Annotated in this window: 19 protein-coding genes and 1 riboswitch; of the genes, 11 read left to right on the top strand and 8 right to left on the bottom strand. The window is 72.9% G+C overall.

What is annotated here, in order from left to right; all coding sequences use genetic code 11:
• Positions 1 to 299: 299 nt before the first annotated feature.
• From GA0070610_RS31695 to mshC, 5 genes are all read left to right on the top strand, one after another.
• Complete coding sequence (locus tag GA0070610_RS31695) at positions 300 to 428, top strand: hypothetical protein (RefSeq protein ID WP_269458878.1); 129 nt, start codon at positions 300 to 302, stop codon at positions 426 to 428.
• Between the two features lie 95 nt (positions 429 to 523).
• On the top strand, positions 524 to 1,237 hold the full coding sequence (locus GA0070610_RS15035) for a histidine phosphatase family protein (protein WP_089000615.1): 714 nt from the start codon (positions 524 to 526) through the stop codon (positions 1,235 to 1,237).
• A gap of 286 nt (positions 1,238 to 1,523) precedes the next feature.
• Complete coding sequence (locus GA0070610_RS15030) at positions 1,524 to 2,108, top strand: DUF3090 domain-containing protein (protein ID WP_089000614.1); 585 nt, start codon at positions 1,524 to 1,526, stop codon at positions 2,106 to 2,108.
• Positions 2,105 to 2,923: an SCO1664 family protein gene (locus GA0070610_RS15025; RefSeq protein ID WP_089000613.1), complete on the top strand. Its 819-nt coding sequence runs from the start codon at positions 2,105 to 2,107 to the stop codon at positions 2,921 to 2,923. Before GA0070610_RS15030 ends, GA0070610_RS15025 begins: the two co-directional genes overlap by 4 nt.
• 87 nt (positions 2,924 to 3,010) lie before the next feature.
• The gene (gene mshC / locus GA0070610_RS15020; protein ID WP_089000612.1) at positions 3,011 to 4,249 is read left to right on the top strand and encodes a cysteine--1-D-myo-inosityl 2-amino-2-deoxy-alpha-D-glucopyranoside ligase; all 1,239 of its coding nucleotides are present in this window, start codon (positions 3,011 to 3,013) and stop codon (positions 4,247 to 4,249) included.
• Positions 4,250 to 4,285: 36 nt separating this feature from the next.
• Here mshC and GA0070610_RS15015 read toward each other — a convergent pair whose 3' ends face one another.
• Entirely contained in the window at positions 4,286 to 5,077 is a 792-nt protein-coding gene (locus tag GA0070610_RS15015; RefSeq protein ID WP_089000611.1) for a GntR family transcriptional regulator, read from the bottom strand.
• Between the two features lie 145 nt (positions 5,078 to 5,222).
• The gene (locus GA0070610_RS15010; RefSeq protein WP_089000610.1) at positions 5,223 to 6,092 is read right to left on the bottom strand and encodes a PAC2 family protein; all 870 of its coding nucleotides are present in this window, start codon (positions 6,090 to 6,092) and stop codon (positions 5,223 to 5,225) included.
• Positions 6,093 to 6,353: 261 nt separating this feature from the next.
• On the opposite strand from GA0070610_RS15010, the gene metH reads away from it, so the two are divergent.
• Positions 6,354 to 9,869 carry a methionine synthase gene (metH, locus tag GA0070610_RS15005; RefSeq protein WP_172896531.1) on the top strand — a complete coding sequence of 1,172 codons (3,516 nt, stop codon included), beginning with the start codon at positions 6,354 to 6,356 and terminating at the stop codon, positions 9,867 to 9,869.
• A gap of 105 nt (positions 9,870 to 9,974) precedes the next feature.
• On the opposite strand, the gene GA0070610_RS15000 is transcribed toward metH, so the two are convergent.
• Complete coding sequence (locus GA0070610_RS15000; protein WP_089003520.1) at positions 9,975 to 10,736, bottom strand: helix-turn-helix domain-containing protein; 762 nt, start codon at positions 10,734 to 10,736, stop codon at positions 9,975 to 9,977.
• 86 nt (positions 10,737 to 10,822) lie between these two features.
• On the opposite strand from GA0070610_RS15000, the gene GA0070610_RS14995 reads away from it, so the two are divergent.
• On the top strand, positions 10,823 to 11,212 hold the full coding sequence (locus tag GA0070610_RS14995) for a nuclear transport factor 2 family protein (protein ID WP_089000608.1): 390 nt from the start codon (positions 10,823 to 10,825) through the stop codon (positions 11,210 to 11,212).
• A 140-nt stretch (positions 11,213 to 11,352) separates the two neighbouring features.
• Here GA0070610_RS14995 and GA0070610_RS14990 read toward each other — a convergent pair whose 3' ends face one another.
• Complete coding sequence (locus GA0070610_RS14990) at positions 11,353 to 12,084, bottom strand: dienelactone hydrolase family protein (protein WP_089000607.1); 732 nt, start codon at positions 12,082 to 12,084, stop codon at positions 11,353 to 11,355.
• 855 nt (positions 12,085 to 12,939) lie between these two features.
• Between GA0070610_RS14990 and GA0070610_RS14985 the strand changes: the two genes are divergently transcribed.
• Both GA0070610_RS14985 and GA0070610_RS14980 read left to right on the top strand, forming a co-directional pair.
• On the top strand, positions 12,940 to 14,226 hold the full coding sequence (locus GA0070610_RS14985; RefSeq protein WP_089000606.1) for a cellulose binding domain-containing protein: 1,287 nt from the start codon (positions 12,940 to 12,942) through the stop codon (positions 14,224 to 14,226).
• A gap of 157 nt (positions 14,227 to 14,383) precedes the next feature.
• The gene (locus GA0070610_RS14980) at positions 14,384 to 15,448 is read left to right on the top strand and encodes a golvesin C-terminal-like domain-containing protein (protein WP_089000605.1); all 1,065 of its coding nucleotides are present in this window, start codon (positions 14,384 to 14,386) and stop codon (positions 15,446 to 15,448) included.
• 190 nt (positions 15,449 to 15,638) lie between these two features.
• Here GA0070610_RS14980 and GA0070610_RS14975 read toward each other — a convergent pair whose 3' ends face one another.
• Positions 15,639 to 16,340, bottom strand: coding sequence for a cation transporter (locus tag GA0070610_RS14975; RefSeq protein WP_089000604.1), 702 nt, complete (start codon positions 16,338 to 16,340; stop codon positions 15,639 to 15,641).
• Positions 16,340 to 16,669: an ArsR/SmtB family transcription factor gene (locus tag GA0070610_RS14970; RefSeq protein ID WP_172896529.1), complete on the bottom strand. Its 330-nt coding sequence runs from the start codon at positions 16,667 to 16,669 to the stop codon at positions 16,340 to 16,342. The genes GA0070610_RS14975 and GA0070610_RS14970 overlap by 1 nt, the downstream gene beginning before the upstream one ends.
• A 236-nt stretch (positions 16,670 to 16,905) precedes the next feature.
• A riboswitch (cobalamin riboswitch) is annotated at positions 16,906 to 17,120 on the top strand.
• 219 nt (positions 17,121 to 17,339) lie between these two features.
• On the opposite strand from GA0070610_RS14970, the gene GA0070610_RS14965 reads away from it, so the two are divergent.
• Both GA0070610_RS14965 and GA0070610_RS14960 read left to right on the top strand, forming a co-directional pair.
• The gene (locus GA0070610_RS14965; protein WP_089003518.1) at positions 17,340 to 19,685 is read left to right on the top strand and encodes a ribonucleoside-diphosphate reductase subunit alpha; all 2,346 of its coding nucleotides are present in this window, start codon (positions 17,340 to 17,342) and stop codon (positions 19,683 to 19,685) included.
• A 38-nt stretch (positions 19,686 to 19,723) separates the two neighbouring features.
• Positions 19,724 to 20,719: a ribonucleotide-diphosphate reductase subunit beta gene (locus tag GA0070610_RS14960; RefSeq protein ID WP_089003517.1), complete on the top strand. Its 996-nt coding sequence runs from the start codon at positions 19,724 to 19,726 to the stop codon at positions 20,717 to 20,719.
• Between the two features lie 117 nt (positions 20,720 to 20,836).
• On the opposite strand, the gene GA0070610_RS14955 is transcribed toward GA0070610_RS14960, so the two are convergent.
• The gene (locus GA0070610_RS14955) at positions 20,837 to 23,935 is read right to left on the bottom strand and encodes a HEAT repeat domain-containing protein (protein ID WP_089000603.1); all 3,099 of its coding nucleotides are present in this window, start codon (positions 23,933 to 23,935) and stop codon (positions 20,837 to 20,839) included.
• A complete protein-coding gene (locus GA0070610_RS31425; RefSeq protein ID WP_231926132.1) occupies positions 23,932 to 24,183 on the bottom strand; it encodes a hypothetical protein in 252 nt (83 codons plus the stop codon). The genes GA0070610_RS14955 and GA0070610_RS31425 overlap by 4 nt, the downstream gene beginning before the upstream one ends.
• Positions 24,184 to 24,262 lie beyond the last annotated feature (79 nt).

Genomic DNA, 24,262 nt, shown 5'->3' with positions numbered 1-24,262 from the left:
GCGTGCCCTCGCTCGGTCGTACGCATGGTGTAACGACCGGGGGCCGGCCGCGATTCCGCCCCCACGATGCTCCCGGTCACATCTCGAAACCGGACATGCGTCTCGTTGTCAACCCGTCGGGTGGGGTTGGTGCGGGTTGTGGTGACCGTTCCGGAGTGGTGTCGGTCGGGGTGGAGGGCGGCGAAGCCGCGTGTCAGGGGATGAACCCGACATGTGGGTGTCGGGTGATGTCCGTTGGTGGCTTCCGGGCATGGTCGATGGTTAGCCGAGCCTGTCGGGCCGGCCCCGGTTGCGAGATCTTGGCGAGGATCGGCCCCTGGAGGGGCACTCTCGTTCCAAGATCTGCCGACGCCGACGCCGACGCCGACGCCGACGCCGACGCCGACGCCGACGCCGACGCCGACGGGCGGTCAGCGCCGTCGAGGTGAGTCGGGCCCGGGGCCGTAGCGCAGATGGGGGAGCGCGGGCCATACCGCGCACCGGGGAGGCACCCGTGGCCGGACACAGGTCATAGGGTGGTCCCGTGGCGACCCTTCTGCTTCTGCGACACGGCCGGACGACCGCGAACGCCGACGGCGGGCTGGCCGGCCGTCAGCCCGTGGAACTGGATGAGACGGGCCGGACCCAGGCGAGCGCGGTCGGCGAGCGGCTGCGGGCGGTGCCGCTCGCGGCGGTGGTGACCAGCCCGCTGATCCGGTGCCGGCAGACCCTGGAGCTGGCGTTGCCCGGGGTCGCCCCGGTGGTGGAGGAGGGGCTGATCGAGTGCGGCTACGGCGCCTGGGAGGGGCAGCCGCTGAAGAAGCTCGCCAAGGAGCCGCTCTGGCCGGTGGTCCAGCAGCATCCGAGCGCGGCGGTCTTCCCGGAGGGGGAGGCGATGGCGGCGATGGCGGCGCGGGCGGTCACCGCGGTGCGTACGTGGGACGCCCGGATCACGGCGGAGCACGGCCCCGAGGCGGTCTGGCTGGCGTGCAGCCACGGCGACGTGATCAAGGCGATCGTCGCCGACGCGCTCGGCGTACACCTGGATCTGTTCCAGCGGATCGTGGCCGACCCGGCCTCGGTGACGGCGATCCGCTACACCCCGCTGCGGCCGTTCCTGATGCGGCTCAACGACACCGGCGGCGACCTGGCCGGGCTGGTGCCGCCGCCGCGCAAGCGGCGCCGACGGGCGACGCGGGCGGCCGGGGCGGCCGACTCCGACGCGCCGGTCGGCGGCGGCGCGGGGGCGGGCCGGTGACGGGCCGGCGGCGACCCGACCCACGGCCTCGCCGCAGGGCGCCGCGTCCGGCGGGGCGGTGCCTGGGCGTGGCGGCGGTCCCGCCCGCGACGCTCGCCCCGGCCGACGAGGAGTCCGCGCGCCGGTGCGGGCCGGGAGTCCCGTCCGCGACGCTGCGGCGCGGGACCGGCGTGTGGCCGGCCGCCACGCCCGGGTGCGGCGCGCGGCGCGGCGGGCGCGGCGGGCGCGCGGCGATTCACGTCGGTGGGGTGCGCGGCGCTGTGGCGCGCCGGATAGGGTCGTGGGTATGACCCACCAGGTGCACGCCTTCGAGCCGCCGGAGCGGTTCGTCGCCGGGACGGTCGGGCCGCCGGGGGAGCGCACGTTCTTTCTCCAGGCGCGCGGCGGTGGCCGGCTGGTCAGCGTCGCGCTGGAGAAGGTCCAGGTGTCGTTGCTCGCCGAGAAGCTCGAGGAACTGCTCTCCGAGGCGCAGCGCCGATTCGGCGTGGAGCTGCCCGAGCCGGTGGCCGTCGTTGGCGACAACGACCCGCTGGACACGCCCGTCGACGAGGAGTTCCGGGTCGGCACGCTCGGGCTGGCGTTCGACGTCGACACCGCGACCGTGGTGATCGAGGCCATCGCCGTGGGCGAGGCGGAGGCCGAGGTCGACCTCGGCGAGCCTGCCGACGACGAGGACGCCGACGACGAGGACGAGGAACCGGACGAGGACCTCGACCGGCTCCGGGTGCGGCTGACCCCCGAGGCGACCCGCCAGTTCATCGAGCGGGCCCGGCGGGTGGTCAACGCCGGCCGACCGCCCTGTCCGCTGTGCGGCCAGCCCCTCGACCCCGCCGGTCACCTCTGCCCGCGCCACAACGGTTACCACCGGTGACGTCGTCGGACCTGCAACCCCGACAGGACGGTGAGGCCGCGCTCCGGTTGCTCCGCGACGGCCACCTCGACCTGGAGGGGCGGCTCGTCGACGCCTCCAACACCACCCTGCGCGGCATCCTGACCCTCGACGGGGTGACGGCCCGCTGCGTCTACAAGCCGGTGCGCGGCGAGCGCCCGCTCTGGGACTTCCCGGACGGCACGCTGGCCGGCCGGGAGGTCTCGGCGTACGTGGTCTCCCGGGCCACCGGCTGGGACCTGGTCCCGCCGACGGTGTTGCGTGACGGCCCGTTCGGGCCCGGCTCCTGCCAGCTCTGGATCGACGAGCCGGAGGAGGCCGAGCCCCTGGTCGGGTTCGTGCCGGCCGACGCGCTGCCGCCCCGCTGGTTCCCGATCGCCGCGGCGCGCGACGACGACGGCACGCCGTACGCGCTGTCGCACGCCGACGATCCGAGGCTGGCCCGGCTCGCGGTGCTCGACGCCGTGATCAACAATGCGGACCGCAAGGGCGGGCACGTGCTCGTCGGCGCGGACGACCGGATCTACGGCGTCGACCACGGGGTGAGCTTCCACGTGGAGGAGAAACTGCGCACGGTGCTCTGGGGCTGGGCCGGCCGGCACCTGCCGGCGGACGCCGTGGAGATGCTCGACGCGCTCGCGGGCCAGCTGCCCGGGGCGCTCGGCGCCGAGCTGGCCGAACACCTGACCGTCCGGGAGGTCGCCGAGGTGGCGGCCCGGGTCGACCGGCTGCGGCACACCGGCCTGTTCCCGCAGCCGTCGCAGGACTGGCCGGCGGTGCCCTGGCCCCCCATGTGAGTGCCGGCCGACCGTCGCGCGGCGCTGTCATGTTGATCACTGTGGGCCGGTCCTGCCGCGCCGCGCCGGCTCGTTAGGCTGACGGTCATGGACTCTTGGGCGGGACACGAGGTGCCGCGGCTGCCGGGCAGGGGCCAGCCGCTGTCGTTGTTCGACTCGGCGCGACAGGGCGCCCACCCCAGCGACCCGAGCGGCACCGCGACCATGTACGTCTGCGGCATCACCCCGTACGACGCCACGCACCTGGGCCACGCCGCCACCATGATCGCGTTCGACCTGGTGCAGCGGGTGTGGCGGGACGCCGGCCTGGACGTGCACTACGTGCAGAACGTCACCGACATCGACGACCCGCTGCTGGAGCGCGCCGAGCGCGACGGCGAGGACTGGAAGGTCCTGGCGATGCGGGAGACCGCGCTGTTCCGGGAGGACATGGAGGCGCTGCGGATGATCCCGCCGGCGCACTACGTCGGCGCGGTCGAGTCGATCCCGGACATCGCCGACAAGGTGCTCCTGCTGCTCAAGGACGGTGCCGCGTACCGTCTCGACGACGGCACCGGCGACGTCTACTTCGACGTCTCCGCCTCGCCCCGCTTCGGCTACGAGTCCAACCTGACCCGCGAGCAGATGTTGGAGATCTTCCCCGAGCGCGGCGGCGACCCGGACCGCGCCGGCAAGCGCGACCCGCTCGACCCGCTGCTGTGGCGCGGCGCCCGCGAGGGCGAGCCGTCCTGGCCGGGCGGCGAGCTGGGCGCCGGGCGTCCCGGCTGGCACATCGAGTGCGCGGTCATCGCGCTCAACCTGCTCGGTGACCGGATCGACGTGCAGGGCGGCGGCAACGACCTGATCTTCCCCCACCACGAGTGCTCCGCCGCGCACGCCGAGCGGCTCACCGGCGTCGCGCCGTTCGCCGACCACTACGTGCACGCCGGCATGATCGGCCTGGACGGCGAGAAGATGTCGAAGTCCCGGGGAAACCTGGTCTTCGTCTCCCGGCTGCGTGCCGACCAGGTCGACCCGATGGCGGTCCGGCTGGCCCTGCTCTCGGGGCACTACCGCGCCGACCGCGCCTGGACCGACGAGCTGCTGGCGACCGCGCAGGAGCGGCTGGACCGCTGGCGGCGGGCCGCCGCCGCGCCCGCCGGCCCGTCGGGCGAGGAGTTCCTGGCCGGCGTACGCGCCCGCCTCGCCGACGACCTCGACTCCCCGGGCGCTCTGGCGCTGGCCGACGCGTGGGCCGACGCGACCCTCGCCGGCAACGCCGACGACCCGGCCGCCCCCGCCCTCTTCGCCACCACCCTGGACGCCCTCCTCGGGCTCCACCTCTGATCCACCCCCTCCGCGGCGACGAGGGCGGGGTGGGCGTCAGCCCAGGACCAGGCCGGGGTCCGGGGTGGGGTCGGGGGCCGGGGCGGGGATCTTGTACTCCTCGGTCAGCGTGGTGACCGGGCCGGGCCAGGTGGCCTGGGCCACCTCGATGGGCTTGCGTTGGCCGTCGTAGGCGACGTGCAGCAGGTGCAGCACGGGGGTGTCCGGGCGGATCTGGAGGATCTCGGCCTCCTCCCGGCTGGGCTGGCGGGCGCTGATGGTGTCGGTGGCGGAGACGTACCGGCGGCCGGTGGCCTCCTCGGCCTCCTGGTAGAGCGGGCGGCCGAAGGCCTCGGCGCGCTCCAGTGAGGTGCCGGCGGTGTCGGCGGGCAGGAACCACGAGGCGCCCACCTCGACGGGGGAGTCCTCGGTGCGTACGAGGTGGCGCCGGCAGAGCAGGTCGGTGCCGTCGGCCACGCCGAACGCGTCGGCCACCTCCGGCGGGGCCGGGGCCCGGCCGACCGAGACGAGCTGCTGCCGGTACCGCGCGGCCAGGTCGGTGTGGTAGCCGCGGAAGCCGCCGTAGCGGCCCCGGGAGAGCCGGTTGAGCCGCCGCCGGGTGCCTCGGACGTACGTCCCGGAGCCGGGCTTGGTGATCAGGATGCCCTCGACCCGCAGCTGGTCGACGGCGCGCTGCACGGTCTGCTTCGCCACGCCGAACATCTCGGCGATGGCCGGGATGGACGGCAGCCGCTCGCCCGGGCCCCAGTCGCCGCGGCGGATCTGGGCCTTGAGCTGCGCGGCGATCTGCCGGTGCGGGAACTCGGCCGCCCCCGGATTGATCTGCATGCCCGCCTCCTCGATGACAGCTAGGTTCCTAGGATGCCGTAGAGGTGGTGACGGCGCCACCCCGGACACGCGAAACCCACGCGGCGGACAAAGACCCGGGCCCCGGACGCGTCGCGTCCGGGGCCCGACGGGCAGGCGGTGGGTGCTACCAGGAACCGGCGGTGGGGCCGGCGGAGCCGCCGCGGCGGCGCAGGTACTTCTCGAACTCCTGGGCGATCTCGTCACCGGTCAGCGGGGTGATGCCCGCGTCGCCGACGCGTTCCTCCAGCTCGCGCACGTACTCGCCGAGCTCGGCGTCCTGCTCGGCGGCGCTGCGCACCCGCTGCTCCCACTCGGCGGCCTCCTCGGCCAGGTCGGTCATGGGCACCGGCAGGTCGAGCACCTCCTCGACGCGGTGCAGCAGGGCGAGGGTGGCCTTGGGGCAGGGCGGGTTGTTGGCGTAGTGCGGCACGTGCACCCAGAACGAGACGGCGTCGACCTCGGCCTTGTTGCAGGCGTCGTGCAGCACGCCGACGATCCCGGTCGGCCCGTCGTAGCGGGTGGGAGTGAGCTGGTAGCGCTGCGCGGCCTCCGCGTCGGAGGCGCTGCCGCTGATCGGCAGCGGCCGGGTGTACGGCACGTCGGCGAGCAGCGCGCCGAGCACGACCACCCGCTCGACCTCCAGGCTGTGGCAGATCTCGAGCACCTGCTCGCAGAAGGTGCGCCAGCGCATGCTCGGCTCGATGCCCCGGATCAGCACGACGTCCCGCTCCGTGCCCTCGGGGCTGGCCACCATGAAGCGCGTCGTGGGCCACTCGACCCGGCGGGTCTCGCCCTCGGCCATCGTGATGGTGGGGCGGCTGACCTGGAAGTCGTAGAAGTCCTCCGGGTCCAGTTCGGTGACCTGCCGGGCCTGCCACACCTGTTCCAGGTGCTCGACCGCGGCGGTGGACGCGTCGGCGGCGTCGTTCCAGCCCTCGAACGCGGCGATCGCCACGGGGGACCGCAGCACCGGCAGTCCGTCGAACTCGGTCACGCCGTCACCTCACCCTGCTCGTCGGGGGCGGCACCGGGACCGGCCCCGGTCGTCCGCCCGCCGGGCGTGGTGCTGTCGCTGTAGTCCTTCACGTCCGTCAGCCTACGTGTCGGGGCGGGATGCGGCCCGTCGGCCGCGCCGGTCGTGCCCGGGGGCGGTCGGTCATACCACGATGAACCGGACAGCGTGATCCCGCTGACACAATGTGGGAAGGCCCGTACGGGGGGATCGGTCGCGCCGCGTCGGCACTAACCTGATCCCGTGCGGACCTCATTGCTCGACGTACTGGCAGACCGGATTCTCGTCGCCGACGGCGCCATGGGCACGATGTTGCAGGCGGCCGACCTCACCCTGGACGACTTCGAGGGCTACGAGGGCTGCAACGAGGTGCTCAACGTGACCCGGCCGGACGTCGTGCGCGGGGTGCACGAGGCGTACCTGGCGGCGGGCGCCGACTGTGTCGAGACCAACACGTTCGGGGCCAACCTGGCCAACCTGGGTGAGTACGACATCCAGCACCGCATCCGCGAGCTCTCCGAGGCCGGGGCCCGCCTCGCCCGGGAGGCCGCCGACGCGTACGCCACGCCGGAGCGGCCCCGCTTCGTGCTGGGCTCGATCGGCCCGGGCACCAAGCTGCCCACCCTCGGGCACGCCGACTACGCCACCCTGCGCGACGCCTACCAGGAGAACGCCGAGGGCCTGATCGAGGGCGGATCGGACGCGTTGATCGTCGAGACGTGCCAGGACCTGCTCCAGGTCAAGGCTGCGGTGGTCGGCTCGAAGCGGGCCATGGCGCGGCTCGGCCGGCCGGTCCCGATCATCTGCCACGTCGCCGTGGAGACCACCGGCACCATGCTGGTCGGCAGCGAGATCGGGGCGGCGCTGGCGGCCATCGAGCCGCTCGGGGTCGACCTGATCGGGCTGAATTGCTCGACGGGGCCGGCCGAGATGGGCGAGCACCTGCGCTACCTCTCCCAGCACTCCCGGATCCCGCTGTCGGTGATGCCGAACGCGGGCCTGCCGGTGCTGACCGCCGACGGGGCGTACTTCCCGCTGACCCCCGTCGAGTTGGCCGACGCCCTGGAGCGGTTCGTCACCGAGTACGGCGTCTCGCTCGTCGGCGGCTGCTGCGGCACCACCCCCGAGCACGTGCGGGTCCTGGCCGAGCGCCTGCACGGCACGCGCCCCGCAGCGCGCGAGCCGCGGCACGAGGCGGGCGTGTCGTCGGTGTACCACCCGGTGCCGTTCGCCCAGGACGCCTCCCTGCTGATGGTGGGGGAGCGGACCAACGCCAACGGCTCCAAGGCGTTCCGCGAGGCCATGCTCGCCGGCGACTGGCGGGCCTGCGTCGAGATCGCCCGCAGCCAGGCCCGCGACGGTTCGCACCTGCTGGACCTCTGCGTCGACTACGTCGGGCGCGACGGCACGCAGGACATGCGGGAGCTCGCCGGCCGGTTCGCCACCGCCTCCACCCTGCCGATCATGCTGGACTCGACCGAGCCGCCGGTGATCGAGGCGGGGCTGGAGATGCTCGGCGGCCGGTGCGTGGTCAACTCGGTCAACTTCGAGGACGGGGACGGCCCGAATTCCCGCTACGCCCGGGTGATGCCCATCGTCAAGGAGCACGGCGCCGCCGTGGTGGCGCTGCTCATCGACGAGGAGGGGCAGGCGCGCACCGCCGACTGGAAGGTGCGGGTCGCGGGCCGGCTGATCGACGACCTCACCGGGCGGTGGGGGATGGACCGCGAAGACATCCTGATCGACGCGCTGACGTTCCCGATCGCCACCGGTCAGGAGGAGACCCGGCGCGACGGCGTCGAGACGATCGAGGCGATCCGGGAGATCGCCCGCCGCTGGCCGGGGGTCAACTTCACCCTCGGCATCTCCAACGTCTCCTTCGGGCTCAACCCGGCCGCCCGGCAGGTGCTCAACTCGGTGTTCCTGCACGAGTGCCGCGAGGCGGGCCTGACCAGCGCCATCGTGCACGCCAGCAAGATCCTGCCGATCAACAAGATCCCCGACCAGCAGCGGGAGGTGGCGCTCGACCTGGTCTACGACCGGCGCCGCGAGGGCTACGACCCGGTGCAGAGGTTCATCGAGATCTTCGAGGGCGTGGACGCCGCGTCGGCGCGGGCCGGGCGGGCGGAGGAACTGGCCGCCCTGCCGCTGGAGGAGCGGCTGAAGCGGCGGATCATCGACGGCGAACGCAACGGCCTCGAGGTCGACCTGGACACGGCGATGGCGCAGGGGCGCAGCCCACTGTCCATCATCAACGACATCCTGCTCGACGGCATGAAGGTCGTCGGCGAGCTGTTCGGTTCGGGGCAGATGCAGTTGCCGTTCGTGCTCCAGTCCGCCGAGGTGATGAAGACCGCGGTGGCGTACCTGGAGCCGCACATGGAGACCGCCGAGGACGGCGGCAAGGGCCGCATCGTGCTGGCCACGGTGCGCGGCGACGTGCACGACATCGGCAAGAACCTGGTCGACATCATCCTGTCCAACAACGGCTACGAGGTCGTCAACATCGGCATCAAGCAGCCGATCAGCGCGATCCTGGAGGCCGCCGAGCAGCACCGGGCCGACGCGATCGGCATGTCGGGCCTGCTCGTCAAGAGCACCGTGATCATGAAGGAGAACCTCGCCGAGATGGCGTCGCGCGGGGTCGCGGAACGCTGGCCGGTCCTGCTGGGCGGGGCGGCGCTGACCCGGGCGTACGTCGAGGACGACCTGCGGGCGATGTTCCCCGGCCAGGTGCACTACGCCCGCGACGCCTTCGAGGGACTGTCGCTGATGGACCGGGTGATGACGGCCAAGCGCGGCGGCGCGCCCGTCATCGACGCGGAGCGGGAGGCGGCCCTGGCGGCCCGCCGGGCGCGCCGTGAGCGGCAGCGGGCGATCGTCAGCGAGTCGTTGCCGGAGCTGGACGACGCGTCGGTGCGCTCCGACGTGGCCACCGACGTGGAGGTGCCCGCCCCGCCGTTCCTGGGCACGCGGGTGGTCAAGGGCGTGCCGCTGGCCGACTACGCGGCGCTGCTCGACGAGCGGGCCACGTTCCTCGGGCAGTGGGGCCTGCGGGGCGCCCGCAGCGGCCAGGGGCCGTCCTACGAGGAACTGGTGGAGACCGAGGGCCGGCCCCGGCTGCGCTACTGGCTGGACCGGCTGATCGCCGACCAGGTGCTGGAGGCGGCCGTGGTGTACGGCTACTTCCCGGCGTACGCCGAGGGCAACGACCTCGTGGTGCTGGACGAGAACGGGAACTCCGAGCGGGCGCGGTTCTCCTTCCCCCGGCAGCGGCAGGAGCGGCGGCTCTGCCTGGCCGACTTCTTCCGTCCGCGCGGCGACGAGCTGGACGTGGTGGCGTTGCAGCTGGTCACGGTGGGGCATCCGATCAGCGAGTACACGGCGAAGATGTTCGCCCGCAACGAGTACCGCGACTACCTGGAGGTGCACGGGCTGTCCGTGCAGCTCACCGAGGCACTGGCGGAGTACTGGCACCGGCGGATCCGCGCCGAGCTGACCCTGCCCGGCGGCCGTACGGTGGCCGACGACGATCCGGCGGACCTGGCGGGTCTGCTGCGCACCGACTACCGGGGCTGCCGGTACGCGTTCGGCTACCCGGCCTGCCCCGACCTGGAAGACCGGGCGAAGATCGTGGAGCTGCTGGGCGCGGAGCGGATCGGCGTGCAGTTGTCGGAGGAGTTCCAGCTGATGCCGGAGCAGGCGACCGACGCGATCGTGGTGCACCACCCGGAGGCCAGCTACTTCAACGCCAAGTGACGCCGTACCCGTCCCGGGCTGCGCGAACGTGGTCCCGAGACGGTGTCCGGCCGTCCGGGGCCGCAGGTCGTGCCCGGAGGCGGTGTCGATCGCCCGGCGGTCGCGCTACTTCGTGAAGTACGCCGCGCTCTCCGCGTCGGCCGGGTAGTAGGACTCGATCGCGATCTCGTCGACCGTGATGTCCGTCGGTGTGCCGAACGTGGTGATGGTCGAGAACAGCCGTAGCTCCCGTCCGCCGACGCGGAGGACCATGGGGATCACGACGTCCGCGTCGATCCGGCGGCTCGACTCTTCGCCGGGTTCGGGCGCCAACAGCTCTTCGTAGAGTGCGGCGAGTTCGGGGTCGGGAGCAGCGGCGAGCTGGCGTGAGATGCGGCTGCGGAATACCGCGCGCACGTCGGCGAGGTTGACGACGATGCGGGCGAACCCGCGCGGGTGCAGTCCCAGCCGCACCAGGTTGACTGGCGGCCGCAGCAGGTCGGGATCCGCCTGCGCGAAGAACGGGTCGACAGCGCGATTGGTCATCACGATGTTCCACCGGCGATCGAAGACCACCGCCGGGTACGGCTCGTGCGCGCGCAGGACCCTGCGGACGGCCTCGTGGACGGCCGCCAAGGCGCCGTCGTCGAGCGGACGCTCGGCGTACCGGGGTGCGAAGCCGCCGGCGAGCAGGAGCCGGTTGCGATCCCGCAGCGGCACGTGGAGTTGGTCCGCGAGTCGGAGGATCATGTCGGCGCTCGGCTTGGACCTGCCCGTCTCGACCAGGCTGACGTGACGGGCCGAGACGTCCGCCGCGATCGCGAGATCCAGCTGGCTGAGTCCCCGCCGGTGCCGCCACTGCCGCAGGAGCTCTCCGACCGTGTGCACGATCACGAAGCGTACCCGTCGTCGCGGCGGACGCCATGAAGTCCGAGTTCATCGACAATCTAAGCAGTCGCGGAAACACTGCGTCTGTGACCATCGAGAACAAGAGCATCGTCCAACAGGCGCTGACCGGGCTCATCGAGACGGGCGACGTGGACGCGCTCGCACGGTTCCTGAGCGACGACTTCGTCCACCACAGACCGGGCTCGTCCACATCGACCAGGGATGAGTGGCTCGCCGCCGTCAGCGCTGCGCTGGCGCCGCTCGCCGGCATGCGGGTCGAGATTCATCAGATGCTGGCCGAGGGTGATCATGTGGTGGTGTACTCGCGGCGCTGGCTTCCCGATGCGGGACCGGAGATCGCGGTCGTCGACATCTGGCGGATCGACGACGGGCTGATCGCCGAGGGGTGGGAGATCATCGAGCCGACGGCCCAGGTGGCGGCGAATCTGGTGTGGTGGGAATCTGCTCAGCGCTGACGATGCGTGAGCGGCCGCCGACGATGATCGGCTATCAGGACCGTGTGAGCGCACCCCGCCGACGATCGGCTCCCAGGAGTGGGGTGGACGCGCCGATCGGGAACGGATCCCGATCGGCGCGTCGCGGACCGCACGCGTTATCAGCCGAGGTGCCGGGCGAAGAACCGTAGCGCGCTGTCCAGTTCGAATGCCGGGATCTCGCCGTGCCTGCCGGGGTTGGCGTGCAGGGTCTTCTCGGTCGAGGCCAAGGCGTCGAACAGTGCCAGGCCCTGGGCCCGCGGCACCCGCTCATCGTCCCACTGCAGCAGGAACTCCACCGGGACGGTGATCCGCGCGGCGGCCTGCGCAGATGCCAGTGCACCGCCCAGGCCCAACACCGCCGCGCGGACCCGGGGTTCGGCGGCGACGAACGGCACGCCGAGCCCGCAGCCCAACGACACACCCCAGTAGCCCACCGGACCAGCACCGACGTGATCAAGGTCCTGGACCGCGTCCAGAACCGCCCGCCACTCCGGGACGGTCTGGCGGGCCACGAGCGCCTGGAAACCAGCGATCAGCGGAGCCAGGTCCTCTCCGGCGTCCACGCGAGCCTGGTTCTCGGTCGCGATCCGGTCGTACTCCTCATCCTTCGGCCGATCGCCATGGCCCGGCACGTCCACCGCCGCCACCGCGAAGTCGCACTCGGCCACGAAGCGGTGGGCGTGGGCCACGATGTCGGGGGCCTTCTTGTGCTGGCCGCCGCCGTGTCCCATCAGGATCAGGGGGCGGGTACCGGCGGCACCTTCCGCCGTCCACAGCACGCCGGGAACGTCACCGAGGATGAACATCTGTTCGCGGACGCCGTTGGACGACGTCTCAGAGTTGAAGCGCATAGCGCTCACGCCTTTCGGGATGCCTTTGCGGGCGCTCCCTAGGCCATGCGAGGGAGGGAGCCCCGACCTGTAACAGCGTTGATCGGTCTCACCTCCTCGGTTCGCAGCAGCGCACAGCGACGCCGACGGTATCACGAAGCGATCCGCCCGACGGCGATGCCGGGCGGGGCGCTGTCCTGCATCGAGCCCGCCCGCATCACCGATGGACCGGGTCCCGTCGGGCGCATCGGCGGCTGGGGGACAGGACGCTGTTAGCGCTCACACTCGTAGCTGGCCACAGGTCTCCAGAAAGTTGCGGATTGTCATGCGATAGTTTCGCGGTCGTCGATGACGTGGGTGACAGGAGCAGGTCCGAGCCAGAAGCTGGCCGGGCCCGAGGGGATGGTGGCCCGGCCGCGAGCCGCCGAGGACCTTCGGGCCTTCCCCGCCACGCGCCGGACAGCTGGATACGGGAGCGCCGCGGTGTCTTCCGTAACGCGGCCGGTTGAGGATGTTATCGATAACCTGCTATCTTCCCGGCGGGAGCGAAGGGCACGCTCCCCGTCACCTCAGTCGATCGGCAGGCGCCCCGAGGGGTACGCCCGCTCACCGCCTCGCCGGTCGAGGACCAGTCCGGGCCGCTGCGCCGATGCCACGTGACCGCACGCGGCCGGGCGACTCCGTCCGGCCGTACGCCCAGCTTCCCTCGCCTTGTCGTCGGCGGACCCGGAACCGGCTCGACCCGGCTCGTCGACGGCGAGAAGGGGCGGTGCGAGTCGTCTGCGCCCTCTGCGACGGCGGGGGTGCGGCCGGCGGTCGCCGCGTCGACGTCGCGCAGCGCCACCGGCACAGGACCAATGGCCAGGAGGTCAGGCAATGCTGAAACACCGGCACCTTCTCTCATCCATGGCGGCCGCGGCAGTTCTTCTCGCGGCGACCGCCGGCGCGCTGGGCGGCGGCTTCCGCGCAATGACGGTGGCCGCGACGAACGGCACCCTCGCGACCACCGCGGGCTGCGGCAAGGCCCCCACGCTCACCAGCGGAACCCGTACGATTCAGAGCGGCGGACAGAACCGCAGCTACATCCTGCGGATCCCGGACGGGTACGACAGGAACCATCCCTATCGGCTGATCTTCGGCTTCCACTGGCTGAACGGCTCGGCCAGCAGCGTGGCCTCCGCCGGCTACTACGGGCTCGCGCCGCTGTCGAACAACAGCACGATCTTCGTGGCGCCCCAGGGCATCGACGCCGGCTGGGCCAACACCAACGGTCGGGACCTGACCCTCTTCGACGACATCTCCCGGCAGGTCGAGAACGACCTCTGCGTCGACACGACCCAGCGCTTCGCGCTCGGCTGGAGCTACGGCGGGGCCATGAGCTATGCGGTCGCCTGCGCCCGGCCCACCGTCATCCGGGCAGTCACCGTCCTGTCGGGCGCCAACCTCAGCGGATGCAACGGCGGTACCCAACCCGTCGCGTACTTCGGCATCCACGGCCTCTACGACAGCGTGCTGAACATCTCGATGGGCCGGTCGATTCGCGACACGTTCGTCAGGAACAACGGCTGTACCGCGCAGAACCCGCGCGAGCCGAGCAGAGGCAGCCTCACCCACATCACCACCAGCTACTCCGGCTGCCGACCCGGATACCCCGTGCAGTGGGCCGCGTTCGACGGAGACCACACCCCGAGTCCCGTCGACGGATCGTCCAGCCCCAACGACGCCAGGACCTGGACCTCGGGGGAGATCTGGAGGTTCTTCACCCAGTTCCCATCCACCGCGCCGCCGACCACCGCGCCGCCTACCACCGCGCCACCCACGACCGCGCCGCCGACCACGCCCCCGCCGACCGGCGGGCCGGGCACCTGCACCGCCACCTACCGCACGGTGAACAGTTGGCCCGGTGGGTTCCAGGGTGAGGTCGTCGTGGCCAACGCCGGCACCACCACGATCGACGGCTGGACCGTACGTCTGACCCTGGCCGGCGGCCAGGCCATCAGCAGCCTCTGGAACGGCACCCACACGGCCACCGCCGGCGACATCACCGTCCGCAACGCCGGGTACAACGGCACGCTGGGCGCGAACGCCTCGACCGCCTTCGGGTTCACCGCCACCGGCGACGGCGCCACCGCGCCCGGCAACATCACCTGCACCAGCCCCTGAGCGTGGCGAGACCGGGCCCGGAGCCACCTGGCTCCGGGCCCCCGGTGGAGGAAGATTCCTTCGAGGCTCAGATCAGTAGGCGTAGACATCTTTCATCGGGCATCGAGGCTCCACTATATTGCGGGCACTGTCGATCTCTCCCGATGACGAGGTGCACATGTTCGACAACCCGACGCTGCGGCGGCGTACCCTCCTGGCGGCCGTCGCCGGCGCCGCAGCCGTCCCCGTGGTCGCCGGCCCCGCGTGGGCCGCGTTGCCGAAGGTCTACATCGACCCGGGCCACGGCGGCACCGACCCCGGCGCGGTCGGCAACGGGCTGCAGGAGAAGGCCCTGACACTCGACATCTCCCTGCAACTGCGCAGCATCCTGCTGGCCAACTGGGCCGTCGACGTCCGCATGTCCCGCACCACCGACATCACCCGCAGCCTGGCGTACCGCACCGACGACGCCAACGCGTGGGGCGCGAACCTGCTCGTGAGCGTGCACATCAACTCCGGCGGCGGCACCGGCTTCGAGAGCTACCGGTACCCGACGGCGGACGCCGCCACCGTCAACCTGCACAACGCGCTGCACCCGAGGGTGATCGGCCGCATGCGGACGATCGGCGGGGTCACCGATCGAGGGCCGAAGACCGCGAACTTCCACATGCTGCGCGAGTCGGCCATGCCCGCGGTGCTGACCGAGAACCTCTTCATCGACTCGGTCGCCGACTCGAACCTGCTCAAGCGCGCCGACTTCATCACCGCCACCGCCCGTGGCCACGCCGAGGGCATCGCCGCCTACCTCGGCCTGAGCGCGCCCAACCCGCCGACGTTCAGCACCATCGTGGACAACGCCACGGCGGGCCGGTTCACGGCGAGCACCAACTGGGGCACCTCCTCGTACTCCGCCCAGCGCTACGGGGCCGACTACCGCTTCGCCAACCCCACGCCGGCCAGCGACGCCGCCTGGTTCAAGGTCAACATCCCGGCCGCCGGGAACTACCGCGTCGAGGTACGGCACCCGGCCGACCCCGGCTACAACAGCTCGACCCCGTACGTCGTCGTCACCGCCTCGGGCAACCGTACGGTCAACGTGGACCAGCGCTCCAGCGGCGGCGTCTGGCGCTCGCTGGGCACCTTCGGGCTGGCCGCCGGCGACCGGAACCTGGTCGCGGTCAGCCGCTGGACCAACGCCACCGGCTACGTGGTGGCCGACGCCGTCCGGGTCACCCGCGTCTGACAGTGCCGCCGGTCCGTGCCCGCTCGTCGACGACGTGCCGGTGGTACGTCGTGGCGAGGTGACCGACGAGGCGTGGACGGTGATCGCGTCGCCGCTGCCGGAGCCTGGTGCTTCGCGGCGGCGGCGCGATCACCGGCGGGTCGACGACGGACCCGGTGACGGCCGCACCGGGAGCTGCCGAACGGCCCGCTCAGCATCCGCCCGCGCAGTCCGTCGTACGGCTGCTCGTCGCCGGGCCGGCCGGGCCGAGGCCGGGCGTGCAGCAGGCGTCACCGCGCCACGCCTCGCGGCCCTCCTTCACCGCCACCGCCGCGATGACCAGCGCGGCGACGGGGTCGGCCCAGGACCACCCGAACAGGCTGTTCAATCCCAGGCCCACGAGCAGTACGGCGGACAGGTAGGTGCACAGCAGGGTCTGCTTGGAGTCCGCGACCGCCGAGCGGGAGCCGAGTTCCCGGCCGGCGCGGCGCTGCGCGTACGACAGCCCTGGCATGATCGCCAGCGACAGTGCGGCGAGCACCAGGCCGACGCTGGAATGCCCGGCCTCGGCGCCGCCGAGCAGCGCCCGTGTCGACTCCACCGTGACGTACGCCGCGAGCGCGAAGAACGAGACCGCGATGATCCGTAGCGCGACCCTCTCGCGGGACTCCGGGTCGCGGCCGGCGAACTGCCATGCCACCGCCGCCGCCGACGACACCTCGATCACCGAGTCCAGCCCGAAGCCGATCAGCGCGGTCGACGACGCGAGCGTGCCGGCGGTGATCGCCACGACCGCCTCGACGACGTTGTAGGTGATGGTGGCGGCGACCAGCAGCCGCACCCGGCGGGCGAGCACCTGGCGGCGTGCCGGCGACGGCCCGACCGGTGCGGGGTCGATCAGGGGCAGGCTCATCAGCAGCAGCCCTTCTCGGCGGAGACCGGGCAGGCGGCGGGGTCGACCGTCAGGGCGAGGCCGAGCAGGTCGGTCAGGGCGTGGGCCAGTCGGGCGTCGGCCAACTCGTAGCGGGTGCGCCGCCCCTGGGGCGCGGCGACCACGAGGCCGCAGCCGCGCAGGCACGACAGGTGGTTCGACAGGTTCTGCCGGGTCGTGCCCAGCAGTTCGGCCAGCTCTGCGGGATAGCCCGGCCCGTCGCGTAGCGCCAGCAGCAGCCGCGCCCGGGTCGGATCGGACAGGGCGTGACCGAAGCGCGCCAGCACCTGACCGTACGTCAACGTCTCCACGCCCCGATGGTACAGCCGACGATGTATCGAGCGGAGGCGGCTCGGTGCGCGCTGGTCTCGTGGGCCGGACGTCGACGGGGCGCGACGCCGTCGACGGGACCGGCCCGCTGGCGCAACGGCCCGCCGGCGGTGTATCGACGCGGGCATCCGGCGTGCGATCGACAGGCGTCGTCCGGCTCGCCGACGACACGCCCGGGACCGACATGTGGGGTGTGACAACGCCGCCAACCCTATATATGGTGTCGGGCGCAGCTGGTTCGGCCGCTCATCCGGAGCGGTCGAGGCAAGAGGGAACCCGGTGGGAATCCGGGACTGCCCCGCAGCGGTGAGTGGGAACGACCGCCGTCATCAGCACTGGGCCGCCAACGGCCTGGGAAGCGACGGCCAGTAGGAGACCGGCGAGTCCGGTCACGCCCGCGAGTCCGAAGACCTGCCAGTGCGCCGTACGCCCGCATCAGGGTGTGTGGCGGTCCGAGGCCGCGTGGGACGGCCGACGCCATCCCGACGCGTGCTCGCGCGCGTCGTCGTCGGTGTCCGCTCCCCGCGTGCCCCAGGAAATCCGTCTGGGATCAAGGCTCGCGAGGAGTGAGTGGTGACAGTCACCGAGGTTGTTCCGGCCGCCGGCACGGCGGTCGACGATGCGGCCGTGGCGGGCCAGCGGCGACCGCAGATGCGGGTCCGCAAGCGCGACGGCGGCACCGAGGCGGTCGACGTCAACCGGATCGTCCGGGCGGTCGAGCGGTGGGCCGACGACCTCGCCGACGTCGACCCGCTGCGGGTGGCGACCCGGACGATCAGCGGCCTGTACGACGGGGCGACGACGGCCGAACTGGACCGGCTGTCCATCCAGACCGCCGCGGAGATGATCGGCGAGGAGCCGCAGTACTCGCGGCTGGCGGCCCGCCTGCTGGCCGGGTACGTCGACAAGGAGGTCCGCCGGCAGGGCATCGGCTCCTTCAGCGAGGCGATCCGGCGCGGGTACGCCGAGGGGCTGATCGGTGACGACACCGCGGCGTTCGTCGCCGCCCACGCCGGCGTCCTCGACGCCGCCGTCGACCCGCGCGGCGACCTGCGCTTCGAGTACTTCGGGTTGCGTACGGTCTACGACCGCTACCTGCTGCGTCACCCGACGAGCCGGCTGGTGCTGGAGACCCCGCAGTACTGGTTGCTGCGCGTGGCCTGCGGCCTGTCGCAGACGCCGGACGAGGCGGTCGAGTTCTACCGGCTGATGTCGAGCCTGGCGTACCTGCCGAGTTCACCGACGCTGTTCAACTCCGGCACCCGGCACACGCAGATGTCCTCCTGCTACCTGGTCGACTCCCCGCGCGACGAGCTGGACTCGATCTACCAGCGGTACGCGCAGGTGGCGAACCTGTCGAAGTTCGCCGGCGGCATCGGCATCGCCTTCTCCCGGGTCCGCTCCCGGGGCGCGCTGATCAGGGGCACCAACGGGCAGTCCAACGGGATCGTGCCGTGGCTGCGGACGCTCGACGCCTCGGTGGCAGCGGTCAACCAGGGCGGCCGGCGCAAGGGCGCGGCCTGCGTCTACCTGGAGCCGTGGCACCCGGACGTCGAGGAGTTCCTCCAACTGCGCGACAACACCGGTGAGGACGCCCGGCGCACCCACAACCTGAACCTGGCCAACTGGATCCCGGACGAGTTCATGCGGCGGGTGGAGGCCGACGGGATGTGGTCGCTGTTCGACCCCGACGTGGTGCCGGAGCTGCCGGACCTGTGGGGCGAGCAGTTCGACGCGGCGTACCGGGCCGCCGAGGAGCAGGGCCGCTACGTGCGGCAGGTCCCGGCGCGCGAGCTGTACGGGCGGATGATGCGTACCCTCGCCCAGACCGGCAACGGGTGGATGACGTTCAAGGACGCCGCGAACCGGCTGTGCAACCAGACCGCCGAGGCGGGCAACGTGGTGCACCTGTCCAACCTGTGCACCGAGATCATCGAGGTGTCCAGTGACGGCGAGACCGCCGTGTGCAACCTCGGCTCGGTCAACCTCGCCGCCCACCTGGGCGCCGACGGCATCGACTGGCAGCGGCTGCGCGCCACCGTCCGCACCGCCGTGACGTTCCTCGACCGGGTCATCGACATCAACTACTACCCGACGCCGCAGGCGGCGGCGAGCAACCCCCGCTGGCGGCCCGTCGGGCTCGGGCTGATGGGCTTGCAGGACGTGTTCTTCGCGCTGCGGCTGCCGTTCGACTCCCCGGCCGCGCGGGAGCTGTCCACCCGGATCAGCGAGGAGCTGTACCTGACCGCCCTGGAGACCTCCGCCGACCTGGCGGAACGCTCGGGCGCCCACCCGGCGTACGGGCGGACCCGGGCGGCGCGCGGGCAGCTGCAACCCGACCTGTGGGGCGTGACGGGCACCCAGCCGGCGCGGTGGGCCGCGCTGCGGGAGCGGGTCGCCGCGTACGGGCTGCGCAACTCGCTGCTGGTGGCGATCGCGCCGACCGCCACCATCGCCTCGATCGCCGGCTGCTACGAGTGCATCGAGCCGCAGGTGTCCAACCTGTTCAAGCGCGAGACCCTGTCGGGGGAGTTCCTCCAGGTCAACACCGCCCTCGTACGGGAGCTGAAGGCGCGTGGCCTGTGGACGGAGCGGATCCGCACGGCCATCAAGCGCGCCGAGGGCTCCGTGCGGGACGTCGCGGAACTGCCGGCCGAGGTGCGGGAGCTGTTCCGTACCGCATGGGAGCTGCCGCAGCGGGCGTTGATCGACCTGGCCTCGGCCCGCGCCCCGTACATCGACCAGTCGCAGTCGCTGAACCTGTTCCTGGCCGCCCCGACGATCGGCAAGCTCTCCTCGATGTACCTGTACGCCTGGAAGGCCGGGCTGAAGACGACGTACTACCTGCGGTCGCGGCCGGCCACCCGGATCCAGCAGGCCACGGTCGCGCCCGCCGGGCCGGCGCGCGCCGCCGGCCTCGTCGCGCCGGTGGCGACCGTCGACGAGGCGCTGGCCTGCTCCCTGGAGAACCCCGAGTCGTGCGAGGCCTGCCAGTGACCACCCCGACCACCACCAGCGAACCGAGGACCGCCCACATGCTGCTAGACCCGGGGATGGATCTCACCCTGCGCCCGATGCGTTACCCGCACTTCTTCGACCGCTTCCGTGACGCCATCCGCAACACCTGGACCGTGGAGGAGGTCGACCTGCACGCCGACCTCGCCGACCTCGACCGGCTCTCGCCGGCCGAGCGGCACCTGGTCAGCCGCCTCGTCGCGTTCTTCGCCACCGGCGACACGATCGTCGCCAACAACCTCGTGCTCAACCTCTACCAGCACGTCAACTCCCCGGAGGGCCGGCTCTACCTGTCGCGGCAACTGTTCGAGGAGGCCGTGCACGTCCAGTTCTACCTCAACCTGCTCGACACCTACGTGCCCGACGAGACCGAACGCTTCGCCGCGTTCGCCGCCATCGAGAACATCCCGTCGATCCGGCGCAAGGCCGAGTTCTGCTTCCGCTGGATCGACTCGCTGGGCGAACTGCGTGAGCTGCGTACCCGACAGGACCGGCGGGCGTTCCTGCTCAACCTGATCTGCTTCGCCGCCTGCATCGAGGGGCTGTTCTTCTACGGCGCCTTCGCCTACGTCTACTTCCTGCGCTCCCGGGGGCTGCTGCACGGCCTGGCGTCCGGCACCAACTGGGTGTTCCGCGACGAGTCCCTGCACATGGCCTTCGCCTTCGACGTGGTGGAGACGGTCCGTGGCGAGGAGCCGGACCTGTTCGACGACGAGCTGGCCGAGCAGGTGCGGCAGATGCTCACCGAGGCCGTCGAGTGCGAGGTCCAGTTCGCCGAGGACCTGCTCGGCCAGGGCGTACCCGGGCTGTCCCTGGCCGACATGCGCGAGTACCTGCAACACGTCGCCGACCGGCGGCTCGCGCAGCTGGGCATCCCCGCCCACTACGGGTCGACCAACCCGTTCGCGTTCATGGAGTTGCAGGACGTCCAGGAGCTGTCGAACTTCTTCGAGCGGCGCGTGTCGGCGTACCAGGTCGGGGTGAGCGGCACGGTGGCCTTCGACGACGACTTCTGAGCCGGAGGCGCCCCCGACCCTCGCGGACCGGGGGCGCCCCGGGTGCGTGCGTCAGGCGGCGGAGCGGGTGCGGCGCCGGCGGGCGGACCGGCCCGTCGTCGTGGCGGCCGCTGCGGGTCACGTCGCCTCCATCGAGATGTCGAAGGCGGCGTCGCGGACGTCGGCCACCGGGTGCTCGCGCAGCAGGTGCAGCAGGTCCCGCCACGGCGCGGACCAGCCGTACGCCCTGCCGCCGCCGGCGAGTGCCACCGCGAACAGGCCGGTGGTGGCCTCGCCCCGCGCGGCGAGTACGTGGGCCGCGGCGAGCACCGGCTCGGCGTCGAGGGTCTTCGGCGAGGCGGTGCGCCGGCCGAGGAGACGGGCGAGCCGGGCGGCGAGTGCCGGCCGCCCCGTCACCAGTCGCGCGATGCCGAGGATCTCGGCGCTGAGCCGATCGGAGGTCGTGTCGGCGAGCGGCAGCAGCCCGGTCAGCAGGGTGCCGGCCTGGGCCCCGTACGCGCGATGGCCGCCCAGCTCGTCCGCCATCCGCCGCCACGGCGCGGGATCCATCCGGGGATCGGAGGCCCACACCGAGGACGCCTCGGCCACGATGGCGTCGATGCGCCGCCGCGCGGGACGGTCCGCGCCGGGGCCACCGGGGTCCGTGTCGGCGTCGTCGGCCCGTACGAGGGCGCGCAGGGCGATGGTGGGCGCCTCCCGCTCGGGACGACCCGGGTGGCGCAGCACCGCGTCGACGAGCGGTCGCACCGACTGCCAGTCGTGCCGCTCGCCCGGGTCGGCCAGCGCCGCCGCGACCAGGCCGGTGAGGTCGGGTGCCCAGGGCAGCCAGTGCACGAGCCGGGGTCGGGCGAGCCGGCTGACCTCACGGTCGGTGCTCGCGCAGGCCCGGGCGACGAGGGCGGCGTAGCGGGGGCGATCCGGTGCGGCGACCCCGTCGGGCGGGGTCGCCAGGACCGTCAGCGACTCCTCCCGGCTCCCGACGACCGCCTGTTCGAGGATCGGCCAGCTCTCCGGTGCGTGCAGCCGCTGCCGGGCGGCGGCGACGATCGCCGCGCGTACGTCGCGGTGCTGGTCGGGCTGCTGCCACGCCGACACCAGCACCGCCATCGCCGCCGGGGGACCGAAGCGCCCGAGCAGTCGCAGCGCCTGCTTGCGGCTGGTCACCTTGCCCCGCCCCAGGGCGACGGCGGACAGCGGGGTCACCAGGTCGGCCGGACGGGTGAAGCGCGCGACGCGACCGGCGGCGTAGAGCGCGACCCTGGCCCGCTCGTCGTCGGCGTGCGACAGCAGCAGCGGCAGCGCCTCTTCGGGTCGGTCGGTCCACGGCAGCGCCGCCAGGGCCGCCTCGGCCAGGGTGACGTTCGGCGAGTCGACGTGGCGCAGCACCAGCTCGCGTCCGGGGTCCGACACCGGCGCGGCGGCCCGGACGGCGGCGGCCCGGTGGTGCAGCGGGGTGCCGGCGTCGGCGGTGAGGCGCGCCTGCAACCGTACGAACGCCTCCTGCTGGCGGGGCAGCCACCGCTCGGCGTGCACGGGCGGGCCCGGGACCCAGCGGGTGCCGGCGGTGAGGAACGCCCCCTTCGGTGGGTGGCGCAGCACCCGGTCGAGCAGGTCGGTGCGTCGCGCGCTGACGGTCCGCCACACCGTGGGGAAGGTGATGGTCGAGGCGTCGGAGCGCAGCACGTACGCCACACGCTGCGCCCGTGTCCTCGGATCGGCGAGCCACAGCTCGACGGCCTCCCGCACGACGGGGGCGACGGTGCCGGGAGCCGTCGCCCGGCGCAGCAGATCCTGGAGTTCGGGCAGCCCCCACGCCCGCCGACCCAGGGCCCGGGTCACGGCGAACAGCGCGGCGAACCGGCCCCGGGCCATGCCGGCCTCGACCCAGCCACGCAGCCGGGCGAAGACCAACTGCTCCTGTCTCCGGCGCAGCGTCTCGTCGAGGCGGCCGAGCGGCGGCAGCCGGTGCCCGCCGAAGAGCCGGTCGAGGGTGTCCAACGCCCACCGCAGCAGGGCCGGTTCGTCGACGTGGTGGCCCAGCACCCGGGCGGCGAGGGTGCCGAGCGCGGCGAGGGTGCGCGTCGACGCGTCGCGGGTGGTCGTGGCGTCGACGGTGATCCGGGCCAGCATGTCGACGGCGTCCGCGCGTAGCAACGGGGCGAGGTCCGCCAGCTCCGCCAGCGCCACGGCCCGGACCGGATCCTGCTCGTTGCGCAGCCGGTCCAGCCTGGCCAGGGCCTCGGCCGCCGCGACGGGGTCGCGGCTGCGCCGTGCGGCGGCCAGGAGCAACTGGTACGCGACGGCCCGGTCGCGCGCGTCGGCGGCGCGCAGTGCGGGGGTGAGCACCGCCGACGCCGCCGGCCAGGGCAGCAGGGCGCTCCAGGACCGCACCTGCGCCTCGTCGTGGCGGACGTCGTCGAGGGTGAGCACCCGGCGGGCCTCCCGCTCCCGCCAGGCGTGCGGCAGCACCTCCATCAGCGGCGCGTCGGGGATCCGGTTGGCCGTCTCGACGTCGGCGAACACGGCGTCGTGCAGCTCGCCCCGCCGCGCCGGGGGCAGCGCCCCCAACAGCCGCTCCAGTGAGTTGTTGCGGCCGCGTACCCGCCGGCCCAGAAGGACCAGGTCCGCCTGCGGCAGTCGGACGAGCCGACGCAGCAGCGCCGGGGGCAGCCACTGGTAGCCCACCCAGTCGGCGCGGGGCACCGCGGTCAGCAGGGCCAGTACCCGTCGTGGCGCGGCGGCGGCGAGCGGCCCGTAGCTCGCCAGGTCGCCGGGGAGGTACCCGGTGGGCGCGTAGCGTTCGAGCAGGGCCAGCGCGCGTTCCGGTCGACGTGCACCGGCGACCAGGACCCGTGGGCCGTGCGTCGACCACCAGCGGTCCCGGTCGGCGGGGTGGATGTCGGGCAGCGTCGACTCCGCGTGGTCGAGCACCACGTCGCCGTGGCGGCGGGCCAGGCGGACCGAGTCCGGCAACGCGTGTTCGACGACCGGCAGCAGCCGGCGGACGGTGTCCGCCCCGCAGGCGGGCAGCAGGGCGACCGCTTCGGCGGCGCCGAAGCGCCCCAGCACGCCGTCGACCAGGTCGTCGGCGACCGTCGGTCGGCGCAGGTGCCGCAGCGACCGGTAGACCAGGTGGCGCAGGTCGGCCGACGCGTCCCCGACGAGTGCGTGCAGGTCGTCGCCGGCGAGCCAGCCGGCGCGCAGGCCCGCCTTCACGGCGACCGCCCGGTGGTGGGTTGCGGGTCGTCGAGCGCCGCCCGCCCCGCCGCGCGGTCGCCGACGATCCCGGCGGCGGTGACGGCCAGGAAGCGGTGGTACGCCTCCCCGCCGCGCAGGTCCGCCAGGATCTCCGGCAGTTCGCCCGTGGCGGCCAGTTCGCGGGCGCGGCGGGCGAGCGCCACCATCCGTTCCCGGTGGGTCAGCGCGTCCAGTTCACCGAGCAGCCGGCGTGTCGATCTCCGCACGCCGCTCATTGTGGCGGTCGGGACGCCGCCCCGCACACCCGTTCCGCGGGGCCTTGCCGGCGTCTGCCATCCTCGGGCC

Origin of the sequence: Micromonospora echinofusca, assembly GCF_900091445.1 — a bacterium.
GTDB lineage: Bacteria > Actinomycetota > Actinomycetes > Mycobacteriales > Micromonosporaceae > Micromonospora > Micromonospora echinofusca.
This window is presented reverse-complemented; position numbering and strand designations above follow the sequence as displayed.